The sequence below is a fragment of the Bacillus sp. MN7755 genome (assembly GCF_054771475.1).
The window spans coordinates 244257-262788 of the sequence record NZ_BTRL01000013.1; the positions used below are offsets into that span (position 1 = coordinate 244257).

Consider the following 18532-nt stretch of genomic DNA (forward strand, 5'->3'; position numbering starts at 1 on the left):
TAAATCTCATTTTCATTCATTATTTTTAACTTTTCTTGTTATTTTTTCATATTTTCTTCATAAGTGATGTAATCCAGAGTAATTCATGTTCAATACGTGATTTACTAAATTCAATGACTTCTGTAATAAAAGAGGAGGTAATATCTAAAGATTGAATAGCAGTAAGCTGTTTATGTAGTATGTCTTGGCGCATTGTTAAAATTTCTTTTCTAGCTTCGCAATCAAGTTTTTCAAAAAGCGCGACACGAACAAGAAACTCTGCATTGTTTGTCGCGAGTTTTTCGGGAAACTCGCGTAACATTTCAGAAAACATTTTTTCTCCGGTTTCTGTTATGTCGTACATATTTCGGTTTGGTTTTCCGACTTGTGTATGTACTTTTTTCGTTATAGCCCCCATATTCTCAAAACGCCGAAGAGAAGGATAAAGCATATTATGATTTAATTCAAAATTCTCTCCTAACCGATTTTGGATATTTTTCTTTATTTCATAACCGTGTTTTGGCCCTGAAGTTAATTCTGCCAGTAATAAAATATCAACATACATAAAAATCCTCCTTATATATTTCTCAAGTTATTCAATGAAAAATCTCCTTTAGTATATGTTAAAATAACATATGTTAGATTATACAACTTTGAACTACCGACCTATCACTTTTATTGTAAAAGAAAAGGGAGGAAAGAACTATGGCTTCGCCTGAAAATGTGATTTTAGTTCATGAAATTTCAAAGCTGAAAACAAAAGAAGAATTGTGGAATTCATATGAGTGGTATCAATTTATGAGGGATAATCATTCGGTTCATTATGATGAGGAGCAGGATGTATGGAATGTTTTTTTATATGATGATGTAAATCGAGTTTTATCGGATTATCGCTTATTTTCAAGTAGAAGGGAACGAAGACAATTTGCAATCCCACCTTTAGAAACTAGGATAAACATCAATTCTACTGATCCACCAGAACATCGCAATGTACGTTCTATTGTTTCTAACGCATTTACTCCAAGAAGTTTAGAACAATGGAAACCTCGAATACAGTCTATCGCAAATGAACTTGTAGAACATATCGGAAAATATAGTGAAGTTAATATCGTTGAAGAGTTTGCTGCACCTTTACCTGTTACCGTCATATCCGATTTATTAGGAGTGCCAACAACTGACCGTAAAAAAATTAAAGAATGGTCGGATATTTTATTTATGCCGTATAGTAAAGAAAAATTTAACGATTTGGATGTAGAAAAAGGAATTGCGTTAAATGAATTTAAAGCATATCTTCTTCCAATCGTTCAAGATAAAAGATATCATTTAATCGACGATATTATTTCAGATTTAATACGAGCGGAATATGAAGGCGAAAGATTAACTGATGAAGAAATTGTTACTTTTTCTTTAGGTTTATTAGCCGCTGGTAATGAAACAACTACAAATTTAATTATTAATAGTTTCTACTGCTTTTTAGTGGACTCACCTGGAACATATAAAGAATTAAGAGAAAAACCTCAATTAATTTCGAAAGCAATTGAGGAAGTATTACGCTATCGCTTTCCAGTTACATTAGCTAGGAGAATTACAGAGGACACAAATATATTTGGACCTTTTATGAAAAAGGATCAAATGATTGTTGCATGGGTAAGCGCAGCAAATTTAGATGAGAAAAAGTTTTCACAAGCATCTAAATTTAATATACACCGAATAGGAAATGAAAAGCATTTAACCTTTGGTAAGGGCCCTCACTTTTGCTTAGGGGCACCACTTGCACGTTTAGAAGCTGAGATTGCATTAAGTACTTTTATAAAGACTTTTGAAAAAATAGAGTTATCTTCATCTTTCTGTTTAGAAGAATGTATATTGGAAAATGAACAAACATTAAAACATTTACCTATTCGATTGGAAGCTAAATAAAAATCTTAACAAGATGTATATATTTGCATCTTGTTTTTTGTTTCTCAATTGTGAGTTTTATAAAATTACCTTAATATGGAATTGTATAAAATGTAGAGGAGGATTCTTATGTTGACTTGTAATGGAAGTAAATCATTTCAAAAGTTTATTAAAGGTGTTACAGATCTTATGGAAAATTGTTTATTCGAAGAAGAAATAGTGTGTGGTATTGAAAAGTTACTAGAAGAACTTTTAGAAAAGAAAACATGGCTTCCGATAGAAAAACAGAAGGCGAATTCGGCTCAATATGCACGACACTCGCTATATGAAGACCCTTTAAAGCGTTTCGAAGTATTAGCTCTCGTATGGAAAGACGGCCAATCTACACCTTTACATGATCATGATGGTACATGGGGAGTAGAAGGCGTTTTTACAGGAAGGATAATGGTGCAGAACTTTATACAAACGAAGCAACTTGAAAATTCACTTGTGTATTTAACACATACAGGAAATCTTTATTTGGGAGAAGGCGAAACAGATAAAGTAATTCCACCAGCTGATTGTCATATTCTTGAAATAGGGAAATATGAAAGCGTTATCACAATTCATGTTTACGGAAAACGTTTGGAAAAGTTTAAAGTATTCGTCCCAACTGAAGAAAAGAATGTGTACATGTGTGAGACAAAATATATTAGTTATAATTCATAGTTTAAAATCCAAAGCTTTTTTTAAAAAAGTTTTGGATTTTATTTATAATTATTTCTTGACCTGAAACGCTTTTCATAAATTATAAATAAGGAGTACTTCACGAAATCAGTATGAAAACGATACCTTTCGTTTAATATGAACGCGTGTATATATAGAAAGTGGTGAAGAAATAATGAAATTAATTGCAATTGATTTAGACGGAACTCTTCTTTCGGGGAATAAAATGATTAGTAAAGAGAATGCAGAGGCAATTCGAAAATGTCAAGAAGCAGGTCATGTTGTAGCAATTTGTACTGGACGTTCTATCGTCGACATTGAGCGATTATTGTTAGAAGTTAATTTAGAGTGTCCAATTATTGCCGAAAATGGCGCGCTTATATATAAAGATAAAAAAATGATGAAGAGATATCCAATTCAAAATATGCAAGCACTTGAGATTGTGCACTATCTTGAAGAAAATGGTTTATATTATCAGCTTTATACTGATAAAGGTGTGTACGTGCCGGAATATGGAGTAGAAAGTGTACGTAATGAAATCGAATATGTGAAGAATTCAAATGAAAATATCGACTTGAAAGAGTTAGAAACGATTGCAGCATTATACCTTGAACATACAGCATTTCATAGTGCCGAAAGCTGTAAACCGATTGTAGAAACAGATATACATGTGCATAAACTTTTGCCATTTTCTTATGATATAGAAAAATTAAAAAAGTTAAAAGAAACGTTTCTGCATAATACTGATTTAGCCATTACATCTTCGTATTGGCATAATTTAGAGATTAATCACCGAGACGCCCAAAAAGGAAATGGATTATATACTTTAGCAGAACACCTGAATATTCCAGTTGAAAATACTGTAGCGATAGGTGATGGGCTAAACGATGTATCAATGATGGAAAAAGCAAATATATCAATTGCAATGGGGAACGCAGTCGAAGAAATAAAAGCGATGTGTCAATACGAAACCTTATCAAATGAAGAACATGGTGTTGCACATGCTTTATATAAATATGTAATGTAATAAAAAAAGAAAAAAGAATCTACATAGATTCTTTTTTCTTTTTATTAGGGGTAAGGTATTCTATGAGATTCATAGAAGCCTTATTACATTTTATTATATAGAATATATTGGAATAAATGTTTATATTTTTCATAAAAATTGTGAAAATTTTATGAACTTTATATTTTTTGTATTTTTATACTGCAACAATCGGTGCGTAAAACTCTAACATCAAAATTATAAGTATGCATGAGGGCGCGATTTATGTTGTTCGTCAAATCAGAATTGATATGTGATGAACAAAATGCATACTGATTAAAGTTTCATTTTATATGTGAATCCCTCTCTTTTTTAATTGAAAAATAAAATTTGTTCGAATAATTATTCTACAGCTATATACCTAATGGCACATTCTTCGTATAATGGAGAAGTATAAATTTTGAATTTGTATTAACTTTACATATTGAGGTGAAAAAAGAATGAATGCGCGGCTAATGGAACTTATTGATGTGAGTACAATAGAAACCATGGCAGAACAATTTTATCAATTAACCAACATATCACATCAACTTCTTGATGCTGAAAAAGAATGTATATTTTCTTTTGGAATAAATGAGACGAAAATATGTAAACTTCCCAAAATTGAAATCCCCATTTTCATATACAATCAATATTTAGGATCTTTTGTAGTATGGTCAAACAAAAGTGAAATTTTCAATTGTCAAAAATATTTTGAAATGCTTTCAAATCTAATTATAGATGGAGTAATGAAAGGATTTCAAAGTAAAAATACAACGTTACTTTCTCGAAAAGAGGAGGAACTACATACAATCTTACAAAACATGCCTGTTATGGTTGATGCACTTGATTATAATGGAGATTTTGTTTTGTGGAATCGCGAATGTGAAATTGTGACAGGCTATACTGCAGAAGAGGTAATTGGAAATCCAAACGCACTTCGATTACTGTATCCTGATCATAATTATCGTCACGAGATACAAAAGAAATTTTTGACTCGCGGAAAGAACTTTAGAGATTGGGAAATGCGCTTAACATGTAAAAATGGTGAAATTAAAACGATAATGTGGTCCAATATATCAGAACAGTTTCCTGTAAGTGGATTTAGTTATTGGGCTGTTGGGGTAGATATTACACATTTAAAAGCAATAGAAGAGAAATTAAAACAACAAACGTCTGAATTGGAATTAATTTTTAAGGCTTTACCAGATTTATGTTTCTTAACAGAAGATGATGGAACAATTATTGATTATAAAGCAGGATCCCCTACAAAATTTTACGTACCCGCAGAAGCTTTTATGGGAAAAAAGTTTTACGAAGTATTACCATCTACAGTAGCACAAAAATTTCAAGAAGCAATTTGTCAAGTGAAAGAAAAAGGAACAAATACAATTATTGAATATCCACTTACAATTAATGAAAGTATCGATTTCTTTGAAGCTAGATGTTTACCGTTATTGCATGATAAAATTATGATTATTGTACGGGATATTACAGAGCGAAAAAAGACAGAAGAATTGCTAAATAAATCAGATACACTTGCAGCAATCGGTCAATTAGCTGCTGGTGTAGCTCATGAAGTGAGGAACCCATTAACAGTCATTAAAGGGTTTATACAGTTATTCCAAATTAATATAGAAGATCAAGAAAAATATTTTGATCTAATGCTTTCTGAAATTGAAAGAATAGAAGCAATTCTTCAAGAGTTTTTGTCGATTGCTAAAACAGATGAAATAAGTACCGAAAAGAAAAATATTTATCAAATATTTAAAAATGTCGTATCATTAATAAATACAAAAGCAATTATGACAAATATTCAAGTTGAATTATATACAGATTCCAAAGATATAATCCTTGAATGCTCAGAAAATCAATTAAAACAAGTATTTATTAATATTTTGCAAAATTCAATCGAAGCTATGCCGGATGGTGGAAAAATTGCAATTCATATAAAAGAGATAAACGATGAGGGTGTCATTATTCATGTAATTGACGAAGGAATAGGGATACCTGAAGAAAGAATTAAGAGATTAGGTGAGCCATTTTATAGTACGAAAGAAAAAGGTACTGGTATCGGATTAATGCTAAGTTATAAAATTATTGAAAGTCATCAAGGGAAAATAAGTATTATGAGTGAGGTTGGTGTCGGGACAACAGTGAATATTTATTTGCCAAAAGCTCAGAGTAAAAAATCTTTATCAAATTATGATGATAGATTCGAATCAATGCGTCCAATTATTAATTCTTAAATTACTAAATACCCAATAATCAAAAGCTTAGTTTTTGGTTATTGGGTATTTTTACATTTAATTTAGTAAACTTTACCTTTTCTTTAGATTTGTTTTAATTTCTATTAAGTTTTAAACATTATATTAATATTTGTACAAGGTAATGTATGGAAGTCGCACGTTACTTTTAATATAGAAACCAAATATTATTTGAAATGTTGTAAGGAGGAGATTAAGGCGAAGTGAAAAAACAAGAGAAAACAAGAGGTAGAGCAATACCGATGCGGTTAAACATTTTATTTTTTTGTGTATTTTTATTATTTTCTGCCATGATCATACAGTTAGGTAAAGTACAAATTATCGATGGAGAAACGTATAAAAATGAAATAGAGAAGAGAGAAAATGCAACCGTAAGTCTTTCTGTTCCGCGCGGAAAAATATTTGATCGAGAAGGGAATCCAGTAGTTGATAATAAATCTTTACGTACAATTACATATACAAAGATGAAAGGTGTAAAATCAGAAGAGATATTAAAAACTGCAAGACAACTTGCAGACATAATTGAAATGCCGCAAGAAGATATAAATAAGCTAACTGAAACGGATAAGAAAGATTTTTGGATGCAATTAAATCCGAAACTTACCGAAAAATTAGTATCTAAAAAAGAAATAAATAAGTTCAGAGATAAAGATATTACCGGGAAAAATTTAGATAAAAAAATAGAAGAGTTAAAAAGGAAGCGTGTAACAGATAAAAATCTTCAGGAATTAACAAATAAAGATATAAAGGTGTTAGCTATTAAAAGTAAGATGACTTCTGGTTATCAAATGGCTCCTCAAATTATTAAAAAAGATGTTAGTGAAAAGGAATTCACTATAATTAGTGAAGGTTTAGCGAATCTCCCAGGTGTAGACGTATCGGTTGATTGGGAGAGAGTGTATGTAAATGATGGATTATTCCGATCTGTTCTTGGAAATGTTTCTAATTCCGATGAAGGATTACCAAGTGAACGATTAGATTACTACTTGGTACGTGATTATAGCCGAAATGATAGAGTTGGAAAAAGTTATATCGAGCAGCAATACGAAGATGCACTTCATGGTACAAAAAAAGAAGTAAGAAGCGTTGCAGATAAACAAGGTAATACAATTAGAACGGAAACAGTTTCTGAGGGAAAGAGCGGTAAGAATTTAACTTTAACAATAGATATGGAATTACAGAAAAAAGTAGAAGAAAGTATAGAAAAAATATTAAAGGCATATAAAGGATCAGAATCCATGTTAGACCGTGCTTTCGTGGTGATGATGAATCCGAAAAACGGACAAGTATTATCCATGGCTGGGAAAAGACTTGTAGAAAAAGACGGAAAAACAGAAGTTGAAGACTATGCTTTAGGCACAATGACTAGTTCTTATGAGCTTGGATCAACAGTTAAAGGTGCAACAGTTTTAACTGGATTTGAAACGAAAGCTATAACACCAGGTACTTATTTTTATGATGCACCTATGAAGTTTAAAGGAACTAAGGAAAAAAAGTCTTGGAAAGAGTTTGGAAATATTGATGATTTAAGAGCGTTACAAGTCTCTTCAAACGTTTATATGTTTCATACAGCATTAAAAATTGCAGGTGTGGATTATGTGAAAAATAGTTCATTAAATATTAAACAGGAGTACTTTGATAAAATGAGGTATTATTTCAGGCAATTTGGATTAGGTGTTCCAACGGGTATCGATTTACCGAATGAAACAGCTGGACAAATTGGTAAAAAAGATAATCAACCTGGTTTCTTACTAGACTACTCAATTGGCCAGTATGACACCTATACGCCACTTCAGCTTGTACAGTATATTTCAACAATCGCAAACGGTGGATATCGAATGAAGCCACAAATTGTTCAAGAGGTAAGAGAGCAAACGTCGCAAAAAGATGAGATTGGTAAAGTGGTGCATTCAGTAGAACCAATCGTTTTAAATAAAATAGATATGAAAGTGGAATATATAAATCAAGTAAAAGAAGGATTTAGAAGGGTGTTCCAAGAAGGTGATGGAACAGGTGTAAGGGCGTTCCAAAAAGCATCTTATAAACCAGCAGGTAAAACAGGGACTGCACAGACAGTATACGGTGGAGAAAGTGATATTGGAAGAAATGAAAAAGGTGAGCGAAGAGAATGTTATAATTTAACGTTAGCAGGATATGCACCATATGATAATCCTGAAGTAGCATTCTCTGTAGTTGTACCGTGGGTTATTAATGATAAATCTGGTATTAATTCTGATATTGGAAAAGAAATTTTAGATGCTTATTTTGAATTGAAAAATAAGTGATTGACTGGAGAAACTACAAAAATAGATAGCTCTAAAGAAGATTAAAATATATGAAATGTTATAGAAACTAGAGTCGTCTTATTTAGGGATAGATTCAAAATGGGTGATAGAGAGGTAAAATCATTCTATCAATTATTCACGTTTTATAAAATAAATCATATATTGATAGCATAGGACAAGCTGAAAAGCTTATTCTAACCTCACAGAACACTCCTTATCACGGTTAGGCATCTACTTATGTAGATGCCTTTTTTAATTTAATGACTGACAATTATTTATCAATCTAAAGTAGCAAGTTTATTAGGACTATTAGGGGAAGATTGACTGTAATAATTACAGTATGGTTAATAAGAGCATTGAAATGTAGGGAGTGAGAAAGAAGTGCTAAATATTTTAATGGTTAATTTTCCGGCAGAGGGACATGTAAATCCTACATTAAGTTTAGTCAAAGCCTTCATTGAACGGGATGATCACGTACATTATATTACAACAGAACATTTTAAAGGCAGAATTGAAGATTTGGGAGCTACTGTATATACACATCCAGATTTATTAAAGGAGATTTCTATTGATACTGAAACTTCATATGGGTTGAATTCTTTCTTTCATGTACATGTTCAAACTTCTTTATATATATTAGAAATTACGAAAAAATTATGTGAAAGCATAATTTTTGATTTTGTAATTTATGATATATTTGGTGCTGGAGAGTTAGTAAAGGAGTATTTACAAATACCAGGTGTAGTTTCTTCTCCTATATTTTTAATTCCTCCAGAATTTTTAGAGACGTTACCTTTTCATCCAAATGCAGAAATACAATTCCAACCCGATGAACTTTCTGAAAAGTTACTATATCAAATGGAGCATGAATTTGGCGTAAAACCTAAAAATAATCTTCAATTTATACATAATAAGGGAGATATTTCTCTCGTGTACACAAGTCGTTATTTCCAACCTAATAGCAATTCGTTTGGAGAAAATAACATTTTTATTGGGCCGAGTATTTCAAATCGTAAAACAAATGTAGAGTTTCCATTTGAAATGCTTAAAGAGAAGAAAGTTATTTACATTTCAATGGGAACACTACTTGAAGGACTCGAACCATTCTTTAATACTTGTATTGATACTTTCTCAGATTTTGATGGGATAGTTGTAATGGCAATTGGTGATAGAAATGATCGTTCTAAAATTAAAAAAGCGCCAGACAATTTTATAATTGCTTCATACGTACCCCAATCAGAAATATTAAGTGAAACAGATGTTTTTATTACACATGGCGGCATGAATAGCGTACACGATGCTATATATTTTAAAGTCCCATTTGTAATAATTCCACATGATAAAGATCAGCCAATGATAGCACAAAGGTTAACTGAGCTTGAAGCAGCGCATCGGTTATTGAAAGAGCATGTTAATGTGCAAACGTTAAAAGAAGCGGTAACAGACGTACTTTCAAATGAAAAGTATAAACATGGTATACGAAAACTTAATGATAGTTTTTTAGAATGTGGTGGTCCAAAAGAAGCCATTGCAGTTATTGAATCTCTTTTAAGTAAATAGTGTCAACAATATACAAGCATAGAGGTTCTACCTTTATGCTTGTATATTGTTATCCCGCAAACTGCACAGCAGTATTTGCATGTAAAAAAGCAGTATCAAACACAGGAACAGTAAGGTCGTTTTGTGAAATAAGCAAAGGGATTTCAGTACATCCTAGTAATATTCCTTCTGCGCCATTTTGAATTAATAATTTTGTAATTTGTAATAGCTTTTCTTTTGATGTTTCTGAAATAATTCCTTTACTTAATTCATTTAAAATAACGTGATGAATAAAATTTCTTTCCTCTTCATTTGGAATGACTGTCTCAATGTTATAGTTTGCTAGACGTGATTTATAGAAGTCTTGTTCCATCGTTTGTTTTGTACCCAATAGTCCGATACGCTTTATATTCTGTTCTACCATTTCTTTAGCACTTACATCACCAATGTGAAGAAGTGGGATGGATATTGCACTTTCTACTTCTTCAGCAAATAAATGGACCGTATTAGAACACATTAATAAACATTCAGCTCCAGATTTTTCAACTTTTTTTGCAACTGTGACTAATTCGTTTTTCACTTTTTCATATTGATGATTTTGTAATAAAGTAGTTACCTCACCAAAGTCCATGCTATATAAAACAAGCTTTGCATTTTGATCATATTGAGAGAGTGTAAGTGTATTAATATGTTTATAGTATAACGATGTAGATTCCCAACTTAGTCCACCAATTAAACCGATTACTTTCATCGTGCATTCCTCCCGTAACTATTTTGAACTTATTATTTCATAATTCCGATAAGAATACAATGATTTAAATGTACCGTTAAATAAAAAATAAAAATAATTAGAAAAGTGTTGAAATTTACACTTCTTAGTGCCATAATACGAATTACAAATTAATACTTATCCAGAGAGGTGGAGGGAACGGCCCTATGAAACCTCAGCAACCCCTATATAAATTTATAGGAAGGTGCTAATTCCGCAGAGGACACGATGTGTTTTTTTGAAGATAAGAGGATTCTTGAACGTGAAAGAAAATGACCTCTTATATAAGAGGTCATTTTTTGTTGTATAGAAAGGGAGTGTCGATGCATAATTCATTTTCAAAATAAATATAGAGTAATAAAAGTTGACTAATATGAGAGGGGAATTGTAATGAACAAATTATCAACAAAGTTAGTAGTAGCAATCGGAATTGGGGCAGCATTATACGGGATATTAGGACTTTGGGGATTTTCTATTGCGCCAAATACATTTATTAAACCCGCATTAGCTATTTTAACTGTTTTTGGAGCTCTATTTGGTCCAGTTGCAGGACTGTTAATAGGTCTTATCGGTCATACCGTAACAGATACGATCGCTGGATGGGGTATTTGGTGGGGATGGGTTATTAGCTCAGGCATTATCGGATTTGCAATGGGACTCATTCAAAAAAGAGTTGGCTTTAGTGTGAGAAACGGGACGTATAATAAGGGAGATATTTCTTATTTAGCCATTACTGGGTTAATTGGAATTGTCATAGCTATTATATTTGCTGGGGCATTCGATATTATTGTGATGGGAGAACCGTTTGACAAAATTGTTATACAAGTATTAGGAGCAACAATTGCTGATGTTATTGTATTTTTAGTTCTTGGATTGCCAATTACAATAGGTTTAGCTAAATCTAATAAGAAACATACACATTTAAAAATTGAAAAGTAGGGATGTTAACATGCAACCAATTATTTCTTTTGAACAATTCAGCTTTCAATATGAGCATGCAGCACAGCCTACTGTAAAAGACATTTCATTTCATATATATCCTGGAGAAAAAGTACTAGTTGCTGGACGAAGTGGTTCAGGGAAATCAACGTTAGCTCATTGTATCAATGGGCTAATTCCATTTTCTTATGAAGGAATTAGTACTGGTAATATTTTAATTGCCGGAAAAGATCCAAGGAAAGAGAGTATTTTTGAACAGAGTAAACAGGTAGGAACAATTTTACAAGATCAAGACGCTCAATTTATTGGCCTTACAGTAGAAGAAGATGTAGCATTTTATTTAGAAAACGAATGTGTAAATCAAGATGATATGAAAAAGATTGTTTCGGATTCATTAAAAAAGGTGAAGATGCATGCTTTTCATAAACAAAGTCCACATGAATTATCAGGAGGGCAAAAACAAACTGTTTCTCTAGCAGGTCTGTTAACAACAAATGCTAATATATTATTGTTCGATGAACCGTTAGCAAATTTAGATCCGCTAAGCGCCATACATACAATACAACTAATTAAAGATATACATAAACAATATAATAAAACAATTGTAATTATTGAACATCGAATAGAAGAAATATTAAACCTGGATTTAGATAAAATCATTTTAATTGATGAAGGTGAAATTGTTGCGATTGGGACACCTGAAAAGATTTTAGCGTCAAATATATTACCATCTTTAGGCTTAAGAGAACCTATGTATATAGAAGTATTAAAGAGATTACATTTTGATAGTAATAATGACGTAATATACCCACTTGAAAATCTTTATAGGGAAAGTGTTAGTGGCGTAATAAATGAGTGGATGGAGAAGCAAGTTTTTTGTAAAGACACTCCTACAAAAAAAGAATTATTGAAAGTAGAGAATTTGTCATTCTCATATTCTAATAAACAAAAAGTATTAGATAATGTGAATTTCTCTATATATAAAGGGGAAATAGTAGCACTTTTAGGCCATAATGGAGCTGGAAAATCAACATTAGCTCATAGTCTTATAGGGATAAACAAAACAAAAAATGATAGGATTTTAATTGATGGAGTAAATATTAATTCTTGGTCTATTCGTAAACGCGGTGAGGTTATATCTTATGTGATGCAAAATCCTAATCATATGATTACTCAACCTACTGTTATGGAAGAGGTTTCGTTTTCATTAAAATTAAAAAAATTTTCAAAGGAAGAAATTAAGCTTAGAGCGGAAGAAGCGTTAAAAGTTTGTGGTTTGTATCCATTTCGAAATTGGCCAATTCAGGCGTTAAGTTATGGACAAAAAAAGAGATTAACGATTGCATCTGTACTAACAACAAATCCGAAACTTATCATATTAGATGAACCGACAGCGGGACAAGATTATTATCATTATAAACAATTTATGTCGTTTATTAGAAAATTAGCTGCAAAGGGAATATCGTTTATTTTGATCACACACGATATGAATCTCGCATTGGAATATACAGACAGAGCGATAGTTTTACATGAAGGGAAAATTATTGCGAATAATACCGCGTCTATTGTGTTAGGGCATCCAGAAACGTTACAAAGAGCGAACCTAAGGGAAAGTTCTTTATTCAAACTAGTTAAATTTAGTGGGATTGCATATCCTGAAAGGTTTATAGAACTTTATTTTGATGTTATTAGGAGGGAGGAAGATGTATAGTACATATTTTCATCGCATGGATGGAGCAGTGAAATTGTTGTTATTTATTTTTTGTATGACGTTTACCTTTTTATTTTTTGATTTTCGCGTATTGCTAGTTGTATTTTTGATTGGATGTATGGGACTTATAGTTGCTAAAATTCCACTCCGTAAAATTTTTATTGTTTTTAGTGTTATATTTACATTTAGTTTATTAAATTCTGTCATGATTTTATTTATTACACCAACCCATGGATCTGAATTAACCGAATCATATACTTCGTTTGTGCATATTGGATATGCAACAATTACATATGAAACATTATTTTATGCAGCTACACTTTCATTAAAATATTTTACGTTATTACCATTTACACTTATTTTTATTTATACGACTGATCCAAGCGAATTCGTGAGTAGCTTAAGTAAATTTCGAATTCATTATAAGATTACATATGCAATAAATATTGCATTACGTTATATACCTAATATTCAGTCCGAATATAAAGTTATTAAACATGCGCAAGAGGCGAGAGGAGTAGCTTTTGAAAAAGGAGAAGCAAGTTTATGGATTCGCATGAAAAACCGTGTCTTAATTTTCTGGCCTTTAATTATTCATTCTCTAGAGAGAATTGATACCGTTTCAAACGCAATGGATTTAAGAGGATTTGGAAAGAAAGATACACGTACGTGGTTTTATACAAATAAAGCGAAAAGTGGGGATTTCTTTGCTTTATTTGTAGGTGTTTTTATTTTAATTGTTGCAGTATATTTAAAATTACATGTATTTCAAAACTTTTGGTATCCATTTTAAAGCACTCTCAAATGAGTGCTTTTACTTATTTTTATATAGACATGCTCAAAAAAGGGATATTTACATAATGTATAATACGAACCAGTTAAAATGATCAACTACCTATTAGTTTTCAAACCAAAAGGAGGAGAAAATATGAGTTACGGTGGTTCTTGTGGTTTTGGTGGAGGTTTCGCTTTATTAGTTGTGTTATTTATTTTGTTAATTATCGTTGGATGCAGCTGCTGGGGCGGAGGGTACTAATTTCTAATTAGTCTCCACAAATGTAAACTAAAAAAACATAAAAGATACTTATGTATCGAAACAAATAAAAAAGGAGCAATTATGCTCCTTTTTTATTTGTTCTCAGATGAGTTCTGATTACATTTTGGGAATGTAATTGTCAAAGTGGTACCTTTATTAACAACGCTTCGGATTTTTAAACTACCTTGCATCGTTTCAATAATCTTAACAGCAACCATTGTACCTAAACCTGTACCTTTCGTTTTTGTACTAAAATACGGTTCGCCAAATCGATTTATTTGCTCTTGTGACATACCAATTCCGCTATCTTCAATTCGTATTATAACTTTATTATTACTAATAGATGAGGAGATATTTAAAGTGCCACCATTAGGCATTGCTTCAATACCATTTTTTATTAAGTTTAAAAAACATTGCTGAAAGTGCTGTTTATTTCCAACTATTGTTGCCGTAGAGAAATCTTTTGTAATATGTATTGTATTCATATTACATAAAGGTAAGATCATATTAATAACTCGATTTAACTCTTGTTCTACTGAAATCTCATCTAATTTTTCTGAAGCAGGTTTGGCAAACGTTAAATAATCATCAATTATTCCTTGGGCACGATGTAATTCTTCAAGTATATGCTTAATATACTCGTCTCTTGATTCTGGAGTTAAATTTGGTGTTTTTAAAAGTTGAGTAAATCCTTTTACAACAGTTAAGGGATTTCTTACTTCGTGCGATATACTGGCAGCTAGTTGACTGACAATTTCCATTTTTTCCATTTTAATCAACTTCGATCGCATACATACTGCATCTTTTAAAACTTCATTAAAATAAACTACAAACAACATTAAAGTAGTTGGTAATATTATGAAATAAATAATGTACAAATTATTCACTTCAAAATCTGATAAAGTTAATACAATTACAGTTGTAAATATTCCTAGAAAAAATGTTAAAAACATTGTATAAGCTACTTTGATTTTTCTATTATACGTATTAAATTTTGCGGATGCGAATGCTGTAATGATAAACATTGTGCCATAAACTAGTATTGTTAACATACTAAATCCATAAAATGAAAATCTTGTAATTAATAAAATAGCAAACAATATGATACCGACAGGGAAGCCACCATAAAGTGTACCTATTATAACTGGTATTTGTCTTAAATCATGAATGCAATTTTCATCCATATAGATAGGATAGCGCATACATAAAATAAGAGGGATACTCGTACAAAGTATAATAAGTAGTTTTTTATATTTCTTCAAATAGTGCCCGCTATCATATATAAAATAAAAAATAAAGATACTAATTAAAATGTAAAGAAGATTATTTAATACGTTTTGATTAATATAAACAAAGTCCATAATATTTGCCTCATTATTTTGAATTTCCTTTTCATATATATTATACATGATTATAGTATAATATATATATTTGATTAAATAATATAGGTTTATATTTTTTTAGTATTTGCCACGTTTACCCATTCTTCATATAATTCTTCAACTGATGCATATCGTTCAGTTCGGTTTTCATTTACAGCGCGATACGCTATTTCATATAAATCCATACTTGCTTCCCATTTTGTAAAGGAGCGATCTTTTCCACCCCCTAAAATTGTGAAAGCCATTGCACCCATATTAAATACATTTGTTTTCGCATCAATCATAGCGTTTAGCTCAAATTCTTCAGGAGACATAAAACGCGAGGAACCCCATAATCTTCCCATTTTATTTACGTATGGTTTTTTAGAATATAAATCAATATCACAAATTTTCGTCTCATTTGTATGAAAATCATATAAAATACTACCGTCATAAAAATCTATTGCTACATAGTTTTTCTTTTCGACATACGTATGGAAAGAAAAAATGGAATTTAAGGATTGAATTCGTTCCATAACAGATAAATGCTTAAATTTATAAAATGGGGACTTTGGATTATTATATTTCTCAGGAGGCGGGAAACTCCAATGCGAATGAAGACATTCACCATCAAACCAATCGAAAATCAATACATATCCAGATTGAACTGGAAAATGTTCAATTAGTTTTATAAGCGAGTCATGTTTTAATTCCTCGTATAGGGAAACTGAATTTCTTAACCGTTCAATAGCGTCGTTCATTGTTCCTTCGTATGCAATTGTTTGTGCCCCTGCGTATTTAATGAATTTCTTATGCCCATTTTTTTCTACACCAAAACTTATATTACCTGAATCTTGCTGGTCAAAAACTGCAAATACGGTTCCTAATTTCAATAGCCAATCAAAATTATGATGTTCTTTTAATTGGAATGTTATTTGATTCAACTGAATTTCAACTGGTTTAGCTTCCATAATATACCTCACATTTATTATAATTAAGTTGTATATTTCAGTATTCGACATATTTTGTAAAAATCCTATGTTAATCACATGAAATTTTATAAATATAATGATAAACACTTATAGGAGGGTGAATAAAATGGAACAACAAATCGTTATTAAACCATATGAAAAAGAGTGGCATGAAGAGTATTTAATAGAAAAGGAGAAATTTATTTCTTTATTTGGAGGAGAATGTATTGCTATTGAACACATAGGGAGCACATCCGTACAAGGATTAGGAGCGAAACCCCTAATTGATATGATGATTGGTGTAACGGATTTGCAAATTATCGAAAAATGGATTGGTGATCTATTAAAAATTGGATATGAGTATGTACCAAAGGAATCAACTAATTGGCGCTTTTTTAGAAAGGGAAAATGGAGAGCGGGTACCCATCATTTGCACGTTTATATTTATAATAGTGACGAATGGAATAATAATCTTTTATTTCGAGACTTTCTAACAAAACATGAATGGGCACGTAATGAATATGGAGAATTAAAAGAGAAACTTGCAGCTACATATCCTTTTGATCGAGCTTCATATACAAGTGCAAAAGCGCCGTTTATTCAAAAGATATTAGAATTGGCCAAAACTCAAAAAATTTAATATTAAAGATTCTTATCTGAAAAATTTTTAAAATCCCTTCCTACGTTATTTATAGGAAGGGATTTTTTATTTTGTCATAACGATATACATTATTTCTAATTATTGGAGACAGATTAGTTTATTTATTTCGATATTTCTAGTACATTGAAAATATTAAGGGGGAATTAAGCAATGAAAGCAATTGTACATCAATATAAAAAAGGTGCAGAGGGATTAGAATATAAATTTTTATCTGAAACAAATCCTAATGCTGGTGAAGTAAAAATAAAGTTAAAAGCTGCAGGATTAAATCATAGGGATTTATTTATTATAAACAATAGAAAAGAAATGGATCTGCCGTTAGTAATAGGGTCAGATGGTTCAGGAATTGTTACAGAAGTCGGAGAAGGTATTTCAAAAAATTTATTAAATAACGAGGTTATTATAAATCCTAGCATTGGATGGGAAAATATTGCCGAAGTACCAGAGTTACCAGAGGTGCTAGGTGGACCGAGAGATGGGACGTTTGCTGAATATGTGATTGTGCCAGCTGAAAATGTAGTAGCAAAACCGTCATATCTTACTTGGGAAGAGTCTGGCGTATTATCTTTATCGGCGTTAACTGCATTTAGAGCACTTTTTACAAAGGGTAGATTGAAATGTGGAGAACATGTTTTAATTCCGGGAATAGGCGGCGGTGTAGCGACATTTGCCATGTTATTTGCGAAAGCAATTGGCGCAAAAGTAAGTGTTACTTCAAGGATTGAGAACAAAAGAAAGTTTGCAGAAAAATATGGCGCAGACTTTTCTTTTAATAGTTCTGGAAATTGGGAAGAGATTTTACAAGGAGAGAAAGTAGATTTAATAATCGATAGTATAGGTCCAGCAACATTCTTGAAATATTTTGATGTATTGAAACCAAATGGAAGAATTGTTAATTTTGGTGCAAGTTCAGGAGATAAAATAGAATTGCCTTTAAGAGCGTTATTTTATAATCAAATTGATATTATGGGAACATCTATGGGTAGCCGTGTGGAATTTAATGAAATGATTAAGTTTATAGAGAAATATAAGATTAAACCAATTATGGATAAAGTTTATTCGTTAGAAGAAGCAATTCAAGCGTTGAGCCGTATGGAACAGGGAGAACAGTTCGGTAATATCGCCCTACGTATGGAATAAAAATATGATTTAATAACCAATGTTTTTATATGGATATGTTATGTAATATACACACTTATAGTTTGTGGATCATTTGATTTAAAAGCTTTTTCAACTATATATATCTTTAATCCATATAAATAGTTACATAATTGTCAAATGAGAAATAGTAAAATAAATAAAGTGAAAATCTAAATGTGTGTAAATGTTGTATACTGTGTAAATCAAGTAAACTTGTATCTTTATTTCAAGTAAAACAAGAAATTA

At 31.2% G+C, this 18532-nt stretch carries 16 protein-coding genes and 1 riboswitch; of the genes, 12 read left to right on the plus strand and 4 right to left on the minus strand.

Annotated elements, in window-relative coordinates; all coding sequences use genetic code 11:
• Positions 1-46: 46 nt before the first annotated feature.
• Positions 47-544, minus strand: coding sequence for a PadR family transcriptional regulator (locus tag ACYVEC_RS16175; RefSeq protein ID WP_063223509.1), 498 nt, complete (start codon positions 542-544; stop codon positions 47-49).
• A 140-nt stretch (positions 545-684) separates the two neighbouring features.
• On the opposite strand from ACYVEC_RS16175, the gene ACYVEC_RS16180 reads away from it, so the two are divergent.
• The 6 genes from ACYVEC_RS16180 (at position 685) to ACYVEC_RS16205 (ending at position 9719) form a co-directional block, all read left to right on the plus strand.
• Complete coding sequence (locus ACYVEC_RS16180) at positions 685-1899, plus strand: cytochrome P450 (RefSeq protein ID WP_063223508.1); 1215 nt, start codon at positions 685-687, stop codon at positions 1897-1899.
• Positions 1900-2007: 108 nt separating this feature from the next.
• Entirely contained in the window at positions 2008-2586 is a 579-nt protein-coding gene (locus ACYVEC_RS16185; RefSeq protein ID WP_063223507.1) for a cysteine dioxygenase family protein, read from the plus strand.
• 172 nt (positions 2587-2758) lie between these two features.
• Positions 2759-3610, plus strand: a complete 852-nt coding sequence (locus ACYVEC_RS16190; RefSeq protein WP_063223506.1) for a Cof-type HAD-IIB family hydrolase — start codon at positions 2759-2761, stop codon at positions 3608-3610.
• Between the two features lie 458 nt (positions 3611-4068).
• Positions 4069-5856: an ATP-binding protein gene (locus tag ACYVEC_RS16195; RefSeq protein ID WP_063223505.1), complete on the plus strand. Its 1788-nt coding sequence runs from the start codon at positions 4069-4071 to the stop codon at positions 5854-5856.
• A 221-nt stretch (positions 5857-6077) separates the two neighbouring features.
• On the plus strand, positions 6078-8159 hold the full coding sequence (locus ACYVEC_RS16200) for a peptidoglycan D,D-transpeptidase FtsI family protein (RefSeq protein ID WP_063223504.1): 2082 nt from the start codon (positions 6078-6080) through the stop codon (positions 8157-8159).
• A 381-nt stretch (positions 8160-8540) separates the two neighbouring features.
• The gene (locus tag ACYVEC_RS16205) at positions 8541-9719 is read left to right on the plus strand and encodes a macrolide family glycosyltransferase (protein ID WP_275719297.1); all 1179 of its coding nucleotides are present in this window, start codon (positions 8541-8543) and stop codon (positions 9717-9719) included.
• A gap of 49 nt (positions 9720-9768) precedes the next feature.
• Here ACYVEC_RS16205 and ACYVEC_RS16210 read toward each other — a convergent pair whose 3' ends face one another.
• On the minus strand, positions 9769-10449 hold the full coding sequence (locus ACYVEC_RS16210; RefSeq protein WP_063223502.1) for an aspartate/glutamate racemase family protein: 681 nt from the start codon (positions 10447-10449) through the stop codon (positions 9769-9771).
• 153 nt (positions 10450-10602) lie between these two features.
• A riboswitch (SAM riboswitch) is annotated at positions 10603-10718 on the plus strand.
• A gap of 139 nt (positions 10719-10857) precedes the next feature.
• Between ACYVEC_RS16210 and ACYVEC_RS16215 the strand changes: the two genes are divergently transcribed.
• From ACYVEC_RS16215 to ACYVEC_RS16230, 4 genes are all read left to right on the plus strand, one after another.
• Positions 10858-11406: an ECF-type riboflavin transporter substrate-binding protein gene (locus ACYVEC_RS16215; protein ID WP_063223501.1), complete on the plus strand. Its 549-nt coding sequence runs from the start codon at positions 10858-10860 to the stop codon at positions 11404-11406.
• 10 nt (positions 11407-11416) lie between these two features.
• On the plus strand, positions 11417-13117 hold the full coding sequence (locus ACYVEC_RS16220; RefSeq protein ID WP_275719296.1) for an ABC transporter ATP-binding protein: 1701 nt from the start codon (positions 11417-11419) through the stop codon (positions 13115-13117).
• Positions 13110-13910 carry an energy-coupling factor transporter transmembrane component T family protein gene (locus ACYVEC_RS16225; protein WP_063223499.1) on the plus strand — a complete coding sequence of 267 codons (801 nt, stop codon included), beginning with the start codon at positions 13110-13112 and terminating at the stop codon, positions 13908-13910. Before ACYVEC_RS16220 ends, ACYVEC_RS16225 begins: the two co-directional genes overlap by 8 nt.
• Positions 13911-14045: 135 nt before the next feature.
• Positions 14046-14153: a YjcZ family sporulation protein gene (locus ACYVEC_RS16230; RefSeq protein WP_000120182.1), complete on the plus strand. Its 108-nt coding sequence runs from the start codon at positions 14046-14048 to the stop codon at positions 14151-14153.
• Between the two features lie 92 nt (positions 14154-14245).
• On the opposite strand, the gene ACYVEC_RS16235 is transcribed toward ACYVEC_RS16230, so the two are convergent.
• Both ACYVEC_RS16235 and ACYVEC_RS16240 read right to left on the minus strand, forming a co-directional pair.
• On the minus strand, positions 14246-15514 hold the full coding sequence (locus ACYVEC_RS16235; RefSeq protein WP_063223498.1) for a sensor histidine kinase: 1269 nt from the start codon (positions 15512-15514) through the stop codon (positions 14246-14248).
• Positions 15515-15603: 89 nt separating this feature from the next.
• Positions 15604-16485, minus strand: a complete 882-nt coding sequence (locus tag ACYVEC_RS16240) for a protein kinase domain-containing protein (protein WP_336448542.1) — start codon at positions 16483-16485, stop codon at positions 15604-15606.
• A 127-nt stretch (positions 16486-16612) separates the two neighbouring features.
• On the opposite strand from ACYVEC_RS16240, the gene ACYVEC_RS16245 reads away from it, so the two are divergent.
• On the plus strand, positions 16613-17125 hold the full coding sequence (locus tag ACYVEC_RS16245) for a GrpB family protein (protein WP_275719294.1): 513 nt from the start codon (positions 16613-16615) through the stop codon (positions 17123-17125).
• A gap of 171 nt (positions 17126-17296) precedes the next feature.
• Positions 17297-18286, plus strand: a complete 990-nt coding sequence (locus tag ACYVEC_RS16250) for a zinc-binding dehydrogenase (RefSeq protein ID WP_063223495.1) — start codon at positions 17297-17299, stop codon at positions 18284-18286.
• Positions 18287-18532 lie beyond the last annotated feature (246 nt).

What these genes read in the sequence shown, in the direction of transcription:
- ACYVEC_RS16180 (WP_063223508.1), top strand. Translation starts at nt 685, where the DNA reads ATGGCTTCGCCTGAAAATGTGATTTTAGTTCATGAAATTTCAAAGCTG.
- ACYVEC_RS16215 (WP_063223501.1), top strand. Translation starts at nt 10,858, where the DNA reads ATGAACAAATTATCAACAAAGTTAGTAGTAGCAATCGGAATTGGGGCA.
- ACYVEC_RS16240 (WP_336448542.1), bottom strand. Translation starts at nt 16,485, where the DNA reads ATGGAAGCTAAACCAGTTGAAATTCAGTTGAATCAAATAACATTCCAA.
- ACYVEC_RS16185 (WP_063223507.1), top strand. Translation starts at nt 2,008, where the DNA reads ATGTTGACTTGTAATGGAAGTAAATCATTTCAAAAGTTTATTAAAGGT.
- ACYVEC_RS16175 (WP_063223509.1), bottom strand. Translation starts at nt 544, where the DNA reads ATGTATGTTGATATTTTATTACTGGCAGAATTAACTTCAGGGCCAAAA.
- ACYVEC_RS16245 (WP_275719294.1), top strand. Translation starts at nt 16,613, where the DNA reads ATGGAACAACAAATCGTTATTAAACCATATGAAAAAGAGTGGCATGAA.
- ACYVEC_RS16210 (WP_063223502.1), bottom strand. Translation starts at nt 10,449, where the DNA reads ATGAAAGTAATCGGTTTAATTGGTGGACTAAGTTGGGAATCTACATCG.
- ACYVEC_RS16220 (WP_275719296.1), top strand. Translation starts at nt 11,417, where the DNA reads ATGCAACCAATTATTTCTTTTGAACAATTCAGCTTTCAATATGAGCAT.
- ACYVEC_RS16225 (WP_063223499.1), top strand. Translation starts at nt 13,110, where the DNA reads ATGTATAGTACATATTTTCATCGCATGGATGGAGCAGTGAAATTGTTG.
- ACYVEC_RS16195 (WP_063223505.1), top strand. Translation starts at nt 4,069, where the DNA reads ATGAATGCGCGGCTAATGGAACTTATTGATGTGAGTACAATAGAAACC.
- ACYVEC_RS16190 (WP_063223506.1), top strand. Translation starts at nt 2,759, where the DNA reads ATGAAATTAATTGCAATTGATTTAGACGGAACTCTTCTTTCGGGGAAT.
- ACYVEC_RS16230 (WP_000120182.1), top strand. Translation starts at nt 14,046, where the DNA reads ATGAGTTACGGTGGTTCTTGTGGTTTTGGTGGAGGTTTCGCTTTATTA.
- ACYVEC_RS16235 (WP_063223498.1), bottom strand. Translation starts at nt 15,514, where the DNA reads ATGGACTTTGTTTATATTAATCAAAACGTATTAAATAATCTTCTTTAC.
- ACYVEC_RS16250 (WP_063223495.1), top strand. Translation starts at nt 17,297, where the DNA reads ATGAAAGCAATTGTACATCAATATAAAAAAGGTGCAGAGGGATTAGAA.